Origin of the sequence: Metabacillus indicus LMG 22858 (genome assembly GCF_000708755.2) — a bacterium.
In the GTDB taxonomy this organism is placed as follows: Bacteria; Bacillota; Bacilli; order Bacillales; family Bacillaceae; genus Bacillus_P; species Bacillus_P indicus.
In genome coordinates, this window is the sequence record NZ_JGVU02000002.1 from 1,599,826 (window position 1) to 1,615,870 (window position 16,045).

General features: G+C 34.0%; 21 protein-coding genes. 6 read left to right on the plus strand and 15 right to left on the minus strand.

All coding sequences use genetic code 11. The features are described from left to right. Positions 1-2 precede the first annotated feature (2 nt). From AZ46_RS11485 to AZ46_RS11500, 4 genes are all read right to left on the minus strand, one after another. Positions 3-1,730, minus strand: coding sequence for a terminase large subunit (locus AZ46_RS11485; RefSeq protein ID WP_029279018.1), 1,728 nt, complete (start codon positions 1,728-1,730; stop codon positions 3-5). After that, entirely contained in the window at positions 1,727-2,074 is a 348-nt protein-coding gene (locus AZ46_RS11490; protein ID WP_029279016.1) for a P27 family phage terminase small subunit, read from the minus strand. The genes AZ46_RS11485 and AZ46_RS11490 overlap by 4 nt, the downstream gene beginning before the upstream one ends. 147 nt (positions 2,075-2,221) lie before the next feature. Next, positions 2,222-2,533 (minus strand): HNH endonuclease, encoded by a 312-nt coding sequence (locus tag AZ46_RS21545; RefSeq protein ID WP_029279014.1) that lies wholly within the window; start codon positions 2,531-2,533, stop codon positions 2,222-2,224. A 26-nt stretch (positions 2,534-2,559) separates the two neighbouring features. After that, the gene (locus AZ46_RS11500; RefSeq protein WP_029279012.1) at positions 2,560-3,099 is read right to left on the minus strand and encodes a hypothetical protein; all 540 of its coding nucleotides are present in this window, start codon (positions 3,097-3,099) and stop codon (positions 2,560-2,562) included. 88 nt (positions 3,100-3,187) lie between these two features. On the opposite strand from AZ46_RS11500, the gene AZ46_RS11505 reads away from it, so the two are divergent. Then, positions 3,188-3,421 (plus strand): hypothetical protein, encoded by a 234-nt coding sequence (locus AZ46_RS11505; RefSeq protein WP_029279010.1) that lies wholly within the window; start codon positions 3,188-3,190, stop codon positions 3,419-3,421. 87 nt (positions 3,422-3,508) lie between these two features. Continuing rightward, positions 3,509-4,198, plus strand: coding sequence for a DUF4145 domain-containing protein (locus AZ46_RS11510; protein WP_029279008.1), 690 nt, complete (start codon positions 3,509-3,511; stop codon positions 4,196-4,198). Here AZ46_RS11510 and AZ46_RS21965 read toward each other — a convergent pair. The 3 genes from AZ46_RS21965 to AZ46_RS11520 form a co-directional block, all read right to left on the minus strand. Further along, the gene (locus tag AZ46_RS21965; protein WP_161781209.1) at positions 4,176-4,349 is read right to left on the minus strand and encodes a hypothetical protein; all 174 of its coding nucleotides are present in this window, start codon (positions 4,347-4,349) and stop codon (positions 4,176-4,178) included. The genes AZ46_RS11510 and AZ46_RS21965 overlap by 23 nt on opposite strands. 79 nt (positions 4,350-4,428) lie before the next feature. Beyond that, positions 4,429-4,878 carry a hypothetical protein gene (locus AZ46_RS11515; RefSeq protein WP_029279006.1) on the minus strand — a complete coding sequence of 150 codons (450 nt, stop codon included), beginning with the start codon at positions 4,876-4,878 and terminating at the stop codon, positions 4,429-4,431. Between the two features lie 357 nt (positions 4,879-5,235). Beyond that, positions 5,236-6,684: a hypothetical protein gene (locus AZ46_RS11520; RefSeq protein WP_029279004.1), complete on the minus strand. Its 1,449-nt coding sequence runs from the start codon at positions 6,682-6,684 to the stop codon at positions 5,236-5,238. A 300-nt stretch (positions 6,685-6,984) separates the two neighbouring features. On the opposite strand from AZ46_RS11520, the gene AZ46_RS11525 reads away from it, so the two are divergent. Beyond that, entirely contained in the window at positions 6,985-8,934 is a 1,950-nt protein-coding gene (locus AZ46_RS11525; protein WP_051865446.1) for a hypothetical protein, read from the plus strand. A 68-nt stretch (positions 8,935-9,002) separates the two neighbouring features. Here the strand turns inward: AZ46_RS11525 and AZ46_RS11530 are convergent, their stop codons facing one another. The 7 genes from AZ46_RS11530 to AZ46_RS22075 all read right to left on the minus strand — a co-directional run bounded on the left by AZ46_RS11530 (position 9,003) and on the right by AZ46_RS22075 (position 13,012). Next, entirely contained in the window at positions 9,003-9,545 is a 543-nt protein-coding gene (locus AZ46_RS11530) for a site-specific integrase (protein ID WP_029279000.1), read from the minus strand. After that, positions 9,545-10,000 carry an ArpU family phage packaging/lysis transcriptional regulator gene (locus tag AZ46_RS11535; RefSeq protein ID WP_029278998.1) on the minus strand — a complete coding sequence of 152 codons (456 nt, stop codon included), beginning with the start codon at positions 9,998-10,000 and terminating at the stop codon, positions 9,545-9,547. The genes AZ46_RS11530 and AZ46_RS11535 overlap by 1 nt, the downstream gene beginning before the upstream one ends. A 40-nt stretch (positions 10,001-10,040) precedes the next feature. Further along, on the minus strand, positions 10,041-10,220 hold the full coding sequence (locus AZ46_RS11540; protein WP_029278996.1) for a hypothetical protein: 180 nt from the start codon (positions 10,218-10,220) through the stop codon (positions 10,041-10,043). A gap of 3 nt (positions 10,221-10,223) precedes the next feature. Then, complete coding sequence (locus tag AZ46_RS11545; RefSeq protein ID WP_029278994.1) at positions 10,224-11,000, minus strand: ATP-binding protein; 777 nt, start codon at positions 10,998-11,000, stop codon at positions 10,224-10,226. After that, positions 10,951-11,715 (minus strand): hypothetical protein, encoded by a 765-nt coding sequence (locus tag AZ46_RS20980; protein ID WP_051865452.1) that lies wholly within the window; start codon positions 11,713-11,715, stop codon positions 10,951-10,953. The genes AZ46_RS11545 and AZ46_RS20980 overlap by 50 nt, the downstream gene beginning before the upstream one ends. 266 nt (positions 11,716-11,981) lie before the next feature. After that, on the minus strand, positions 11,982-12,692 hold the full coding sequence (locus AZ46_RS11555) for an ORF6N domain-containing protein (RefSeq protein WP_029278990.1): 711 nt from the start codon (positions 12,690-12,692) through the stop codon (positions 11,982-11,984). A gap of 47 nt (positions 12,693-12,739) precedes the next feature. Beyond that, the gene (locus AZ46_RS22075) at positions 12,740-13,012 is read right to left on the minus strand and encodes a hypothetical protein (RefSeq protein WP_029278988.1); all 273 of its coding nucleotides are present in this window, start codon (positions 13,010-13,012) and stop codon (positions 12,740-12,742) included. Between the two features lie 419 nt (positions 13,013-13,431). Here AZ46_RS22075 and AZ46_RS21550 point away from each other — a divergent pair, with 419 nt between their 5' ends. The 3 genes from AZ46_RS21550 to AZ46_RS11580 all read left to right on the plus strand — a co-directional run bounded on the left by AZ46_RS21550 (position 13,432) and on the right by AZ46_RS11580 (position 15,567). Then, positions 13,432-13,890, plus strand: coding sequence for a helix-turn-helix domain-containing protein (locus AZ46_RS21550; protein ID WP_029278984.1), 459 nt, complete (start codon positions 13,432-13,434; stop codon positions 13,888-13,890). A gap of 10 nt (positions 13,891-13,900) precedes the next feature. Beyond that, positions 13,901-14,329, plus strand: coding sequence for an ImmA/IrrE family metallo-endopeptidase (locus AZ46_RS11575; RefSeq protein ID WP_029278982.1), 429 nt, complete (start codon positions 13,901-13,903; stop codon positions 14,327-14,329). A 92-nt stretch (positions 14,330-14,421) separates the two neighbouring features. Then, positions 14,422-15,567 (plus strand): tyrosine-type recombinase/integrase, encoded by a 1,146-nt coding sequence (locus AZ46_RS11580; RefSeq protein WP_029278981.1) that lies wholly within the window; start codon positions 14,422-14,424, stop codon positions 15,565-15,567. A 147-nt stretch (positions 15,568-15,714) separates the two neighbouring features. On the opposite strand, the gene AZ46_RS11585 is transcribed toward AZ46_RS11580, so the two are convergent. Continuing rightward, positions 15,715-15,933, minus strand: a complete 219-nt coding sequence (locus AZ46_RS11585) for a WYL domain-containing protein (RefSeq protein WP_029278980.1) — start codon at positions 15,931-15,933, stop codon at positions 15,715-15,717. Positions 15,934-16,045 lie beyond the last annotated feature (112 nt).

A 16,045-nucleotide genomic window follows, 5' to 3' on the forward strand; every position in this document is an offset into this window, starting at 1 on the left:
CATCATCCTCCTTTCAGCCAAGAGCTTGCGTCAGTTGACTTCTCAATGTTTTCAAGCATACGAATAGCACCAAAAACAGCCGCGTCGAATACATCAATGCGGAGGTTTGGCATCACTTTTTCGTATTGGATCATGTCATCTGTTTTTTCAATCGCAGCCACATTTTGAACGCAATATTCAAAAGCTTGTGAATGCAGATAATAGAACATTTCATCTTTTGCTTTTTTCTCAATCCGCCGGAAACCTTCTGATTTCTTATAAAAGTATTGCGGCTGATCAATCATTTTGAAGCCTTTCTTTTTCATATCGACAAAAAACTCACGGGAGAACTTGCGGTCAAATCCTACCTGCTTCACCTTGAATCCCATCTTCTTCATATTCGCAAACCAATTGACTATGTCCGAGTGATTGACGGTGGCAGTATTACACATATTCAGCCACCCATCATCCCTCCATCCAAACAGAGGAATATTATCCTCCTCTGCCTTTTGGGTTGCGGCCACTATCGGGAACCAGGCATGCGTAACAGCAATATCAACGCCTTTATAATTTCCATAAAGGGCAGCTGCTGTTAAATCGTGCATTTTCGAAAGGTCGGCGCCGCCATACCAGTCTATATTCAGCTTAATCAGATCCTTGATTGTCCACTTGTACTTCCTATCAGAGACTTTAAACTCGTCAATATTAAAATAGGCCCTCATCGCTGACGTGTAGATGTTCAGTGACTTGGCCAGAAAGTCTTTGCGCTGCTGGGGATCGTTTTGAGCCTGCAGGGCGTCGTTCAAAATATCATCCGGCCGAATAGAAACGCCATAAGCCGGGTTTGCTTTTTGATGTTCAATAGGATTTGTATAGTCTACATTCCCTTTTTCATCCTCGTCAGCTTTTGCAATAAAGACAAAATAGGCTTCGTCCTTAATCGTCCCGTCTAAAATCTTTTTACAATACTGCAGGCGCTGATAGCAGAAGCTCGTCATATCATCGCCGGCTGTCGTAATGCCAATCATCAGCTTGTTTGTATAAGCTTTCATGGCTTCCTTGATGATGTTGTATTGCTTCGGTGTTTTATAGGCGTGCAGCTCATCAGCAATGGAGATGTTACAGTTTAGTGAGTCCTGTTTATCCGGATTGGCCGCAAGTGCCTGGATGTAAAGCGAACCGTCCCCTAAATCACCGGAGATTGAGTGTTCCTGGTTGTTGTCGATTACACGGAAATTTTCTTTCTCCCCCATTTGTCCCAAGTTAAAATTGATAAAGTTGAAACTTTCCAATGACTGCTTCAACGCGGCAGCAACGATGTACACTTTACTTCCACTCTTCCGGTTCAATAGCCCCAACGCCCAAGCGAGGCCAGCCGCAAAACTTGTCTTGATGTTTTTTCGAGGGATATAAATAAATGCCTCTTTGAACCGGCGGATCTTCGTCCCCTTTTTATAAAAGCCAAGCAAATTGTAAACCTGGAATTTGTGAAAAGGCTCTAATAAAAAGGGTGTGCCCCTCAAAGGAGTTCCGTCCAGCATTTCTCCCTGGGCATGAACAAAGGTTTTTTCGATGATTCCTATGACGAACTCTGCATCCTTTGGATCAAACTCATAATCCGGATTCTTTAAGTCGCGCAAAAAGCGCTCGCATCCTTGAATTTGTTCCCGGTTTACAAGCTTCCTGCGTTCTATAATGCTGTTGGCATACTCCATTACCACGTCATAGTTCTCGTATTTTTTCTTTTTCATTTCAGGCTGCTCAAAACACTAGCCAGCGATGAGGTTTTTTTCTTTTCAATGGGGGAATCGCTGGATTTCGGATTAAGGCAGAGACGATCGGAGTATGCCAAAATGTCCTTCCGAAGTGATTCCAGGGATGCAACAATCGGGGATTTTTTTGCACCTCCTGCAGCAGTATATGACTCGTATTCATATCCCTCATCTTTGAATTGCTCATTCAACCGGTTGTATTGAAAAACAAGTTCGGCATAGATGTCAATCAAGCGATTATACTGGGGTTTATGCACTCCGAGCTCTTTCATATCCGAGATCGTTTTTCGTTTAATCGTTTCTTTGGACGGCAGCTTCGTCAACGCCTTCTCACCTCCGAAAAAAAATTTTTGGAAAATCGCTCTATTGGAAAAAGTTCCCCCCCTCGGTCCCCAGAAAAAAATATTTTTTTAAAAAAGTTAGGGGGGGTTAAACAAAGAATAAAATTTAGGTTTTTTTTTGAGATTTTTCTAAATGATTTTTTCATAATCTCTCATTCTTTCAGCGCGTTCTACCCACCACTCACCCAAGGTAGTCAGACGATCAGTTGTCCGGTCGTGCATCTTATCATGACACCTATTGCATAAGCTCAACAGATTCCATGTAGCAAGTCGAAGCTCTGGCTTGTCCAATAAAGGATTGATGTGATGAACCGTGGATGCTGCTGTCTTCTTTCCATAACGTTTGCATTCTCTACACTCATATAAGTCACGCTTCAAGATTCTTATACGTTTGCACTCCCAAGTTGAAGACTTATAGAATTTATTAGCGTATGATTTCATTGTTTCACCTCAAATAAAAAGACACCCTATTCCTCGGCGCCTAAACTTACTAATACTTTACTCAATAATTCCAAGAGTTTATCGTGATCTTTTATGAAACTATCATTCACCATGAAATGTGGTTCACCATCTTTATAATATAAAATTCTAAAAGCCTTGTAAGACATAATAGCATCACGAATGGCTTGGGTTTCTTCTTCAGTAAAGTAAGTCCCTAAATCCTGATTAGTGATAAATATTTTTTCTGGAAACATCTTCATTTTTGCAGCAGAATAATTTGATTTGTTTGCCTCCAGGTATAAACACAAGAAAGTCACTTGATCAATAACATCTCGTTTTAGGTGATTTCTAATTTGTTTCTTTTGTTCGGTCTGTAAATCCATCATCGCCTTTGCAATCTTTACACTTTCTACTGATGCTTTAGTGGCTTCTTCAGCTGCTCTCGCGGATTGAACTGCTGCTTCTGCAGATTTCTTATTTGCACTAAAAATTAAGAAACTAAAAAAACCCGTCACTATTACGCTTAACCCAGAAATACTTAAGCTTAAAATCTCTACTGTGTCCAACACTTTCTCCACCTTTCAATTTACAATTCCACAACTAAGAGGATTTACCTCTTATAATGACGAATAATGTAAAAAAAGAGGTGAGAACATGTCATATGCATGGTTGCATAACAGTAAAATAGATATATCTATTGTCACTATTAATGAAAAAGATTATATTGTATATTTGACAAAAGTTGGTTCTATACAACCAAAATTGGTCGAAGAGATTGAAACTGGGAAAAGAATAAGACTTAATGATGTTCGAGATGAAATAACTTCTATAAATCCTAATGCCGAAGTTGATGAAATGATAATTTTTATGATAAATAAATTGCAATAATATACTTCTTATATCCGCTATGAGTTTCTGACATATTCTAATGTAATATTTTGAGAACTTGCAAAAAAAATTAAGGAGCATTTTTCTATGGATAATTTAAAAGAAGTTATAGTTTCAAAGCCAAACACACCCTATTTCTCAAACTTAAAAATTAAGATACCAAGATTTTGTCCCCATTGTAATCAAGCAATTTCAGCAATAACAGTTGAATATTATCGTTTGAGTTATATAGGAAATGAAGAAGCACTAAATGTCTTACTTCATAAATGCCCTGATTGTGAAAAATTCTTTGTTACTTTACATAAGAGATACAAGGAAAATAATCAAGAGTTAGAGTACATATCCGTCTATCCGAACCAAAAAAAAGTTCAGTTCCATGATTTAATTGAAAAAATTTCTCCCAGGTTTATAGACGTCTACAACCAGGCTTATACGGCGGAACAACAAAATCACTTAGACGTGGCTGGCGCTGGTTACCGTCTAGCATTAGAAATTCTTATTAAGGATTTTGCAATTAATGCCTTGCATGAAGATCCAAAAGTAGTAAAAAGAAAATCATTAAGTAATGCTCTAAAAGATTATTTAGATGAGCAGGAAGCCTTGACTTCAGCAGATGTTGTCCGCATACTCGGGAATGATTACGTTCATTACGAGCAAAAACATGAGGGAGTGGAGTTTACAGAACTCAAATGGTACTTAGAAATGTTCATTAAGAGGCTTGAAGCTAAGCTACTTTTCCTCAATCCCCCAGTCCCTACTCGAATGATTGATGCTTAAATTGTATTGAGATTTCAGAATTGGCTAATTCGTTTTTTAAAGAGTTAGCCTCTTTTAATAATTCATTAAGTTTGTTTAACTTCTCTAATGTTTCATCAATACCAATCGCTTTAACATCTAATCTCAGACCACCCATATTGATTTCACTCATAAAGAGAACATCCTTTCTAAATTAAGTTACCAGTTAACAGGCCTATTGCCTGAAATATAAAAAGCACCATATAGGTGCTTTAAATCGTTATTTTGTTTAATATACTCTGATTCAAGTCTTCTTCTAAAAATTTAATAAGTGAATCCCAATATTCTTCTTTTGTAAAAATAAATTCCTTTGGTTGATCATTAGTAACAATAACTTCAAATTTTATACAGTCATGATCTAAATAGACAATGATATCTCCATATGATATGAATTCCTCTGATAAGAACTTGATTTGATCACTTAATTGTACAAACTCTTTACTATATTTAGCATCAATATTTGGATCCTTTAATATCTCATCAATTCTAAGACCAATTTTACTTATTTCTTTTTGATTATTTTTAAGTGATTTCACCTGGAATTTCTTAAGAAAAGGTGAACTTTCCACTTGCTCTATAATATAAATGACTTTATGTGTAGCGTTTAAACCTTTAAAAACCATTTCAACTTTGTCAAATTTGGCTTGCAAACTAACCGACATATACTCACCTCCCTATTGTCATCAGTTTCGACAACATAAGATGAAATCCTGCATTAAACAGGAATATTCCTCCTTTAATTTATCTGTAGAGCCTTATCAAATCCATTTAACACTGTCTCTTCATGTAGTCCAGTGCATCTTCTTATACAATTCAAAGTATTTTTGTTCTGCTAAGGTGACAATTCCTAACTATCTTACCTAATCTCATTCTTCTTTTAAGGCATAGAAAAAGCGCCCTCCCGATTGGAAAAACGCTTTTGAGTTATTTTGTTAATATCATATTATCAGGTATAGTGGTTAATGCTCTGCCGTACTTCTGCCATTTTTCTGCTTATCGTCTGCAATAATATTTTCTTTTTACAAGTTTAACGTTAGGCGTTTATATTCAGTATCATTTTTTAGATTTTGAAGGTTATTATTAGGTGTTTTAAATAAATATGTTAAAACCTGTTGAAGTTTCACATCTGCAACTCTAGGTAAAAACTGTTCTATAAGATTATTAAACCTTGTAGAACATCGAGAAAATTGCAACCTTGATTTAACATCACTATCATTAATAAGCTTTACAAACTCTCTTATTTGAGGTTCGGTAAATCGATTGATAAGATCATCATAATAGATTGATGCAGAATCAGAGACCCCATAACCATTTCCAATGTAACACATAGTTAGTACTTTCACATATTTATCAATAACTATTAACGGTATCTCACCTGTCTGCGGAACATATGCAGATAGTAGTCTTGCATGAGGTGGCTCATTGTGGAAATTATTAAACCCATTATGGGCCGAAAACAAGTTATCTAATGCCATATCCATATCGACTGCAATTTGTTCTTCTGGCAAATATGATAATCCTTGTACAAATTGCAAAAACTCATGAGCTAAGCCCTTTCTAAATAAATCTGCATTTGCTGAATAAACTGCATACTTTAACCCTAGACTTCTCTTAGATTCTACAGAACAGTTTTCCCATAAAGAAGGTGCTACTAGTTTTAAATTATTTTTTATTTTGACATCTAATTGAGGGTCCGTATACATTCCAAAAACTGCTCTGATCGTAGAATCTACTAAATCCACTGGTAACATTTCAATATTAGAGTTAATAGGTGGTAAATCGATGGTTGAGAGTATATTGGTTCTCAAATTATTTAATAACCTTTTCACTTCCAAAACAGGTCCTTCCGGTTCTTTTGCTAAGACTTCCTTAATGCAAGTTTGTAACCAGCTTGTTAGCTGTAAACCGTCTAAGTCGTTATGGTTTGGATGGGCCGCACTAGCGTGATTCCTCATATCACGAATGTAATCAAGATGCTTATAACCAATATCCGTTATTATTCCAGTATCCTTACAGCCTTTAATTAATTCCCATTCATCTAGTTTCTTTAAATCTTCTTCTGTTTTGAAAGTAGCTCGACGTTTAGTGTCGGTTACAATACTGTTTAAAAAATAATCCATATCAAACCTAATAACTTTTTTACGTAAATTGATTACCGTTTCGTTCCAAAGAAAATTTAATGCAGCATCGAATAAACCAGCCCCACATGCTGCTATAAATTTAGAAATGTACATAGAACTACTTTTTAATTCTGGAGTCAACCGGTTAACTACCCTAGGTAGATTGTCCAAGACGTCCATTCTCTCGTCTGGAGTGACTAAAATATTCTGAGAAGGTAAATCAAGATTTTCTAAGTATTGTTGAAGCCCTTTTGAAAAAGCATCAACAGATGGTCCTACTTCATAAGCATCAACAGATTGCGCTACTTCATTACTAGTATTAATGGTAATTATCTCGTTTTTATCCATGTCTAATCCCCTATCTTTAGTATAAAAATTTGAGTTTTGTTAGTTATATTTCACAAAAAATTATTCTTTTATATTAATTAGACATATTATCCTTTTTTCCCTCTAATTACCCATATCTTATATTGTGTTGAATTGATAAATGTACTACGAAGGTTGTCCTGTATGTATTCAAGGCCCATTTAAAAAATGAGTAACACAAATATATAATGAGGAGTATTGTAGTTTAAACCTACACTTGTAATTTATGGTAGTATTTAATGAAAGCAATAAAAAATTCATTCTGATAATAAGAGGTAACTTATGAATAGAGTTAAGTTTTCCCCTAAAGCAACTATAATAGTGCGCGGATATTTGGATAGGATTGAAAAAATTTTTAATGAAAAACCATATTCCAAAAAAACTGTAAACATTAACGAAGTGATTGAATTGTATAACATTATTAAGTTTTATGATGAAGGAAACTTAAATGAGTATTTTATTGATAAAAAACACATAACTTTAAAAACTGAAATAAATCTAATAAAAGGTTTTATAGGACAGTTTTTACACAAAGAAAATGCAACTAATTTAATAGCAATATTCAAAGATGTGGAGTTTAAATATTTAGATGATTACTGGAGTCTAATTAATCACTTTAAAGCATTCCATCATATTTCTAAAAGCGATTTTTTAGAAATATTATTTAGAGATGATATTTTCCTACCACCAATACTAAAAAATAAAAAAATAGTTAATTTTTTTAGTAATGAAATTATTCAATATATGTTTGCGGATATCAAAAGTGCAGAATATATACTTGATGTATATGAAATTATCCATATGACTGAAAAAGAAGAAATGTTTTTTCCATCAGCATTAACAGTTGAAAATAAGGAACAGTTAATTAAAAATTATATTAATTCTGCAGATCCTAATATAAATTATTTAAGAGTCATAAAAAACATTCAAAATTCAACCGAACTTAGGATATCAGACAAAACCAGACTCGAGGCCTCCAAAAGACTTAATTTAGAGGAAGAAAAGATATTTAAAACTAATAGAGGATTGGAGTATTCCACTTCTGTAATTTTTAAATCAGATCAAGAAGAAGCTGTTATATACAATTTTTCAGGATTAAACTGGGAATGTATAGTGGGAATGAAGTGGTTAGAAGAAAATTCAGATTTTAATACACTACTTAATAATTTCATTTATATTTTTGAGTATGTGGATAGTACAATGTTGCTAAATGATGTAAGCAAAATGAATGAACAAGGTACATTAGAGCAGTTTTTTTTGACTCGTACTAAAAAATCATATAATGTGGGTAGTATTTTTCACCATAAGAATTTTTTTTCCACACTAAAAATGCAGGGGTATTATCATCAACTTCTTAAATTTAATGTTAGACTTGAAGAGGTATTCGAGTGGTTCTTCACAAAATATTTAAGTGAAGAATTTGGAATAGTTAATTTTAGAATTAAGTTACCTTCAAAGGGTTCATCTTACTTAGAAAAATGCAGAGCAATTCTTCCCGAAATGGAAAGTGCCCTTAAGCAGTATGGATATTTTATAGAGGATGGATATATTGATAATGAGTTATTACATTTTTCTTCGAATCATTTACTCTATAAAGAGTGTTCGAGCATTCTACATCAAAAATACATTTATCCAAGTGGGGAAGAATATTTAAAAGCTACTTATCTGTTATTTTCCAAACAATGTATGTTAAGTTACACCCCAAGATTGAAAAGAGAAACATCTGATTTTTTTAGTTTATTACTTAGTGAAAAAATAAAAAGTGATGAATATGATGAGTACCTAGTAATTGAATTGAAATGGCTTCAAGAAAGAGATTATATTGAGATAGATTCACAGGGTTTTTTAAAATTAAAGGATAAAATAAAAGTGATGGTTTTACATAAATTATATAACGACGAAGTAATCAATTATTGGAGAGTTCCTAAAGAATATAAAACTAAAATTGACAAGTTATTAGAAGAAGGCCTTCTGATAGCAGAAAATAAATTCTTTAATAAGCTTGAACATGAGTATTTTGATTATCATTTAAATAAAGCTACTTTTAGCAACTCTTTAGACTTAAGAAATATGTATCTCCATGGGACGCAGCCAAATGATCCTAGTAATGAGAAAATTCATGAAACCAACTATATGACTTTCATGAAATTGTTTGCGTTCCTAATAATAAAAATTAATGATGAATTATGTGTTTGGAAGCATAATAATTCATCTAGACAGAATGATATATAATAAATTTAAAAGGTATTCTAAAACCCCAATTTTTAAATTGGGGTTTTAGTAATTGATTAATTCCTTCCTTATATTCTAAATGTTCTTAAAGCTTTGTTCATTGCATCCTGATCAATTCCAATATACCTTAGGGTAAATGCTGGATCAGAGTGATTAAGTATTTTCTGTAGTAAAGCTACATCACCAGTCTGTTTATACAAATGGTATCCAAACGTCTTCCTTAAAGTATGTGTCCCGATGTCATCGAGTCCTACATATTCAGCAGCCTTTCTAAGAATTTTATATGCTTGACTCCGCCCTATTGGTTTGTTTAGACCCTCTCTGCTCTTAAAAAGGTAAACATGATCCTCTTTACCTTCAATATACTTTTTGAATTCTCTTTGGAGCTGCGGAGTCATATCTATGCGCTTTTTCTTGTTTGTTTTAATTTCTGTGATATTGAAATAAGATTTCTTTGCATCTATCACTTTTAGAGGCAAAATATCAGATATTCTCAATCCAGAGTTAATACCTGTAACAAATAACATATAATTTCTTTCATTCTGTTCCTTGAGATAACGTTTAATGAAAAAGATCATTTCAGGATCTCTTATTGGTTGGACAAAATTCACTAATTCATCACACTCTCACGCTCAGCATATACCTCGATATTAAGTATTAAGGCTAACTTATAAAAAGCCCTTGTCTTAACTCGGTAATATTTTCTTTCACTCATACCGATTTGATTATAGATTTCATAATCGTAGGCTTCTTCCTGGCTCATATACCTATTTATTATTATCGATCTTTCCTGTTGCGATAGACGATTTACAGCCTTGTGAATTTGAGCGAGAAATTGTTTTCTGTGTCGATCATAATCTGCTTTTTTAACGGCTATATTCTCCGTGTTTGAAAAGTTAACATTTGACTTTGAAGGTGGCAGAAAAGAGTAGTTTGCTGTAAGTTTAGGCAATTCCTCTTCAAATGTCTGTAGTAATAAAATTCTATATTTTTCAAGTGCTTCTTCGACTCTCTTTTTGGTTTCTTCTCGGTTTATTTCTGGTAATGTAAATGATAATTGTGACATTTTATCCCCCCAGCATGAATTTAAATCTCCTTGTTCTACATTATCTTTCTTGCAGCTGAACACTTTTATCTAAACTTGCCATTGCTTCATCCAGCCTTTTTTTAATAAATTTATACCTTCTCTCTTCATCTTCTTTAATTATTGGACATTTACATGGGATAAAAATATATGTCCCTAAATTTTCTTTTACTGCAGCTTGTCCACAACAATTACACTTCATTAGTTATCCCCCTAAGCCTTCGAATCTATAATTCTTACCACTTATTTTAATGGGTGTAGTATTTTGCACCATTCGACTGAAATCCCTTTCTCCATACATTTGAATAAGTTCTTTGGATCCATAATTTGTTGTTATTACATTGGATTTTCCTAGTCTACTATCCAGTACTTCAAATGTTTTACCACGTGCCCAAGAAGAACCTTTGTCATCTTTTGCCCTATCAGCTCCAATATCATCTAATATAAGAAGGTCTGTTTTTTGCATGGCTCGTAAGATATCTTTCTCTGATACTTCGCTGTTTTTGTTGTATGAATTCTTAAGTTCTGTAAGTAATCGAGGTAAGGAAATGAAAATACACGACACCTTTCTTTTGGTTAGTGACTTTGCAATGGATGCTGCTAAGTGACTTTTGCCGCGCCCAGGTTCTCCAAGAAAGAACAATCCATCAACTCCATTAAAGCTCTCAACGTATTCTTGAGATTTAAGCAAAGCCTCTTTCTGTGACTCATTTTTGGGTATAAATGTGTCAAATGCAGCTAGCTCTAGATCACGATTTATTAAACTGTGATATTTAAAAACATCTAGTATTTCATCCATTTCTCTGTTTTTAATCCATTCTGATGCTTCTTTACCGAGTTGTTTATCTACTAAAGCAACCTCTGTACAATGAAAACAATATTCCAATCCATCTTTCAAAAGATATTTCTTTGAACAACTAGGACATCTGAACTCAGAAACCGAGATCGTATTCTTTAAGAAGTTCTGCTGTATCTTTTGCATTTTCTTCTCTCTCCTCATAACCATCAATGAATGAATCGTTATTTAAAAAAGTTGCTGGATGCTTAATGTATTGTTTAGCAGTATTTAGTACTTGTTTAGCGTACATATCAGTCCCAATTAGAATCTTTTTAAGTGAATGGGTTTTCATGGCTGACTTAAAAGATTTGGCAGCTTTTTTCTTATCAATTTTCCGAGGATATATTGACCAGAATTGCTCAAATTCATTTGAGTAAATACTATTCTTATTTTCTTTTTCTTCTTCTTTTTCTTCTTCTTTTTCTTCTTCTTTTTCTTCTTCTTCCCCATAGTGTATGGATAGGGTATCTATAGGGTATCCATACTGTTTAGATGTTGATATAAATGCATTCTTAAATGATTTTGACTTTATTTGAGATACTTCTTTGTTTACGCATGCGATTACTTTTGGAGACGCAATGCGATTAAATTTTAACCAATTTATGATCATTACTTCTTTGGTTCCACTATCATAGTTAATCTTTCCGTAACTGATAAACCGTTTTATTAATTTGGTTACAGTTTCCCGGTTATAGCCTGTCTCAGTTTCAATTATTCTAAGAGGCAATTCGTATATGCCACACTGGCTGGTTTTACTATTAGTCATAAGATACAGATAAAAGTACTTTTCTTCCGGCGTAAGATCTAAAACAAATCCATCCTGCCAAAACTCTACATGCACTTGGCGATATTTAGCCATATTTACACCCTCTCATGCAATTTCCCCTATATTTATGTTACAATTGAAAAAAGTATTTTTTATAAGCGTCCATTGTTGGTAGCAATGGATTTTTTTATGCCTATAACTAAGGTCCTCGATATCATTCTAAATCCTCTTTACAATTCATTATCATGCCGCAATTAGGACACTTCTTTTTTGGTACTATTGCAAACTCATACTCTTCTACTTTGCAGTCTAGGCATGTATATTCCGTAATCATAGAAACAAATCCTTTCCATTAATCCTCAAATCAACCGAGGTCTCCATGCTTGGACATATTTAATGGCCTCCTCAAAATCCTTTTCTCGAATGTTACAATAGCTATTTACAGCAAATGCAGCTTTTAAGTCTTTCCAGAGAGAAGAATACAATTTTCGGATTGATTTATGCACATCTTTATTCACGACATTTTCATCCCACAGTTTATGAACTCGCTTCTTTACTGCATTATTTATTGCCTGCTGCTGTCCATAATTAACTGTAATACGCTGTTCAAGATCTTTTTTAATCGTTGCAACATCTTGTTTAATTTCTTTAAGGTCTTCATCATGATAGAAAGCTAGTTTCATAACAGAATGCAACTTGTCTCTTTCGGTAATTTTATTTGCTCCTTGCAACGACATTTTAACATTGTAGTAATCATCTACTAGTGACTCATATGCATTCCAAGCTTTAGGAGTGTTAAGCGATTTGGCATGCATCCATGCACCTTTCTCTGTCCATACATATAACATTGGAGCCCTTTTAGACTGTTCTGCAATTTGCGGATAAGTGACCTTGAAATATCTGAGTTCTTCTCCTTGTAAAAGAAGAAAGTGCTTACCCAATATATATCGTTCCTTATTACGAATGAAATTTTCTGAGATTCTTTTTTCATCTGTTCCATAAGCCTCTGCTAGATTGGCTGTAGTTAAAACACGCTGATTATTTGATTCTATTAGATGTAAGTGTTCCATTAACTATCCTCCAGTTTTACTTTAATAACGTCTGTCCACGCAGTAACTTACCATTCGTCCATGATAGATTTCATTGCTTGCTTTGACTCTTCATAAAACCAAAACCTTTTGCCCTTTTCCTTCCTTCTTTCCAATAACTTCATTCGGGGATCATGAAGGAATTCATTCTCTAGAAATGATTTACTCATGCATGTTCTTTTTGCCATTTGATCAATGTCCCACATAAATAGGAATTCACGCAGGGCTTGCTCTAACTGCATATTAATAAAATCTTTAATTTCTTTTTCATCTACATCCACATTTACTTTTGCTAGCGGCAAATGTATTCACCTCCTTAAAATTAAGCTGACTGGTTTTTTGTTGTTGCAAAAAGATAGTCAAGATCCATTTCAGGACATATTTCTTGCCTTATTCGAAGAGCTTCTTCGAAATACAGACGATATTTTCCATTTAATTTGTCAATTAAAGTCGGATACCGCATACCTAATCTCTTGGCAAGTGACAATTTAGTAATGCCTCTTCTAGCCATCTCAGCTTCTAGATTCCTAAACATAGTTCCACCTCACTTTTTACGATACATCGTAACCTAAGATCAATAATATACTACATATCGTAACTAATCAACTAATACAATGGATAAATTACAACCTGTCGTAACAATATGTTTACTTATGGAAATAACGATGGTATATTTGATACATAAATAACGAATAATCGTATATTAGTGAGGTGGAATGAGATGAAAAGAGGAGAATACTTAGATCGCATGATAAAAGAGAAAGGTTTCACTATCATGTCATTATCTAAGGCCAGCGGAGTAGCCTATACAACATTAAGATCAATGATCGAAAGGGATTTAAAAAACGCTTCAATTGATAATGTATTAAAAGTATGTAAGGTACTGGGAATAAAAGCTGATGATTTAGCTAAAGAAGAATATGATGAGCTTGAAATTAGTTCAACGAATACTTCGCTTCCAGAACTTAACTCAAAAGATGAAAAAGATATTCAAAAGGAACTAAGCCGGATGATAGAGGGATTAGAGTCTAAAAATGGGTATGCTGCTTTTGATGGTCACAACATCGAAGACATGGATGATGAGGATAGAGAATTGCTTATATCGTCCCTTGAAAACTCGTTGCGATTAGCAAAGCGATTAGCTAAACAAAAATTCACACCTAAAAAATACCGCAACTAGGAGTGTAACCATGGAGTCAATTACCAGAAAGGTCGAAAGGCTAGTAGAGAGAAATAAAACCAATTGCCCTTTTACGATTGCTCAAAGTCTGGGGATAGCGGTCGTCTTTGAAAACTTAGGCAATACATTAGGTTATTACAGTAAAAACTTTAGAATTAAAATCATACATATTAATGAAAACACTTCGGATAAACAAAGAGAATTTATCTGCTCCCACGAATTGGGTCATGCTATCCTTCATCCTAATGCCTATACTCCTTTTTTAAAAAAGAATACTCTTTTTTCTATAGATCAGATTGAAGTTGAGGCAAATTTTTTCGCAGTTAAGTTACTATTAGCTAATAAAGAAACAGAGATGATATATATAAATGAAGCAATAGAAGAATACGGTGTTCCTCCTAGAGTGGTAAATATGTTTTTAGAGCGTAAATTTTTTTAATCAATAATAGAACGTATGTTCTTTAAAGGGGGTGGTTTTTAAATTTTTGTTCCCAAGCTAAGCGTCTGTCCACGTTCAGAAAGGGGAATAAAATGAAACTTCACAAAACAAAAAAAGACTCAGAATTGTTTTTTTACCATAATGTAAAAGGAATTAAATTGTGGTGCTATCGCCATCGATACTATGATCACTTAGGAAAGAGAAAAGAAAAGTCTAAACAAGGATTCACTTCAGAGAATGAGGCATATAGAGCATTATTAGAAGTAAAAACCGGAATACTCAATGGTGATGTAAAAAGAGTAGAGAGTAATAATTTAACTATAGGTGAATGGCTAGATACTTGGTATGAAACTCATAAAAACAGTTGGAAAGTAAGTTCTCAATTACAACGAAAAAATGCCATTAAATATCAGATGAAACCACTCCTGGGTAAGTACAAATTAGCGGAACTTGATAAGACAACCTATAAAAGAGTGTATATAAACACACTGCTAAAAAAATACAAACCAAGTACTGTTCAACTATTCCACAAATTATTTAAAGTAGCAGTAAATGCTGCTGTAGATGATGAAATCATTCCGAGAAACCGCTTCAATAAGATAACGATTGAAATGGAAGAAGCAGCAGATAATTTCCTTACTTCAAATGAATTAAGAAAACTTCTTGCTGCCAGCAAAGAACTAGACAACATCACTAATTATACTCTGATCTTCCTGCTCGCATATACGGGATTAAGAAAGGGAGAAGCTCAAGGATTAAAATGGGAAGATGTTAACCTTGAGGCTAGGACAATTTCAGTTAAGCGTACCCGTGATAATAAAGGCGAACGAACGCCAAAAACTAAACGCAGCTATCGTACAATCTTAATTGATGAAGCGTTAATCAAACAATTAACGTCATATCGTAAGTGGTGCAAAGAGATAAAATTATCCTATGGTTTAATTTTTTCAGAAGAGGATTTCATCTTTATCTCTTATCAGAATGGCACTCCAGTAACAGATAATACTATTAAGTATTCGATGGATCGAATACTTAATAAAATAAATCTAAAACGGATAACTCCTCATGGCTTACGACACACTCATGCAACCATTTTAATAAGTAAAAGAATTCCTGTAAAAGTCATTGCGGATCGTCTTGGAAATACTCCTCAAATGATATTGGATATCTATGGACATTCATTCAAAGACCTTGAAGAGGAATCTGTTCAGGCATTTGAACAGGCACTTCATTTGTAAATTGGGGGAGGTTTTGGGGGAGGTTTTGGGGGAGGTTTTCAAAAATTCCTCTGAAAACCTAAGAATACTAGGGTTTTAGAAGCTATTGAGTTCTACTCTCGTTAATATCTTCAAAAACCCCGGCTTATGCCGGGGTTTTTTCTATAGTTACGCATAATTCACCCGTTTCCCCTTCACACCGGCAGATAAAATGTTGTCCACCTTAAAGATCCTCACCTGCTGCTTTGAAAAACAGTACGCCTTTACATAGCTGCCGCGTATTTCCCTCACAGCGATTGTTCTCTGGGACAAAGCTCCTTTTTCAGAAAGATAAATAATTTCAATCGGAAGCTTCTGATTAATCGACCTCTCAAATAGTATGTTCATTTTTTCAGCTCCTTTGCTCTCCCTTTATTATATGCAAACACCTGTTCGCTTACAACTTTTTTGGGGAGGGTTTGGAGTGTAATTTTTGGCAAGAAAAAAAGCCCCTATAAAT

Coding starts and splice junctions, on each gene's coding strand:
- AZ46_RS11485 (WP_029279018.1), bottom strand. CDS start 1,730: ATGAAAAAGAAAAAATACGAGAACTATGACGTGGTAATGGAGTATGCC.
- AZ46_RS21545 (WP_029279014.1), bottom strand. CDS start 2,533: ATGAAATCATACGCTAATAAATTCTATAAGTCTTCAACTTGGGAGTGC.
- AZ46_RS11505 (WP_029279010.1), top strand. CDS start 3,188: ATGTCATATGCATGGTTGCATAACAGTAAAATAGATATATCTATTGTC.
- AZ46_RS11510 (WP_029279008.1), top strand. CDS start 3,509: ATGGATAATTTAAAAGAAGTTATAGTTTCAAAGCCAAACACACCCTAT.
- AZ46_RS21965 (WP_161781209.1), bottom strand. CDS start 4,349: ATGAGTGAAATCAATATGGGTGGTCTGAGATTAGATGTTAAAGCGATT.
- AZ46_RS11515 (WP_029279006.1), bottom strand. CDS start 4,878: ATGTCGGTTAGTTTGCAAGCCAAATTTGACAAAGTTGAAATGGTTTTT.
- AZ46_RS11520 (WP_029279004.1), bottom strand. CDS start 6,684: ATGGATAAAAACGAGATAATTACCATTAATACTAGTAATGAAGTAGCG.
- AZ46_RS11525 (WP_051865446.1), top strand. CDS start 6,985: ATGAATAGAGTTAAGTTTTCCCCTAAAGCAACTATAATAGTGCGCGGA.
- AZ46_RS11535 (WP_029278998.1), bottom strand. CDS start 10,000: ATGTCACAATTATCATTTACATTACCAGAAATAAACCGAGAAGAAACC.
- AZ46_RS11540 (WP_029278996.1), bottom strand. CDS start 10,220: ATGAAGTGTAATTGTTGTGGACAAGCTGCAGTAAAAGAAAATTTAGGG.
- AZ46_RS11545 (WP_029278994.1), bottom strand. CDS start 11,000: ATGCAAAAGATACAGCAGAACTTCTTAAAGAATACGATCTCGGTTTCT.
- AZ46_RS20980 (WP_051865452.1), bottom strand. CDS start 11,715: ATGGCTAAATATCGCCAAGTGCATGTAGAGTTTTGGCAGGATGGATTT.
- AZ46_RS11555 (WP_029278990.1), bottom strand. CDS start 12,692: ATGGAACACTTACATCTAATAGAATCAAATAATCAGCGTGTTTTAACT.
- AZ46_RS21550 (WP_029278984.1), top strand. CDS start 13,432: ATGAAAAGAGGAGAATACTTAGATCGCATGATAAAAGAGAAAGGTTTC.
- AZ46_RS11575 (WP_029278982.1), top strand. CDS start 13,901: ATGGAGTCAATTACCAGAAAGGTCGAAAGGCTAGTAGAGAGAAATAAA.
- AZ46_RS11580 (WP_029278981.1), top strand. CDS start 14,422: ATGAAACTTCACAAAACAAAAAAAGACTCAGAATTGTTTTTTTACCAT.
- AZ46_RS11585 (WP_029278980.1), bottom strand. CDS start 15,933: ATGAACATACTATTTGAGAGGTCGATTAATCAGAAGCTTCCGATTGAA.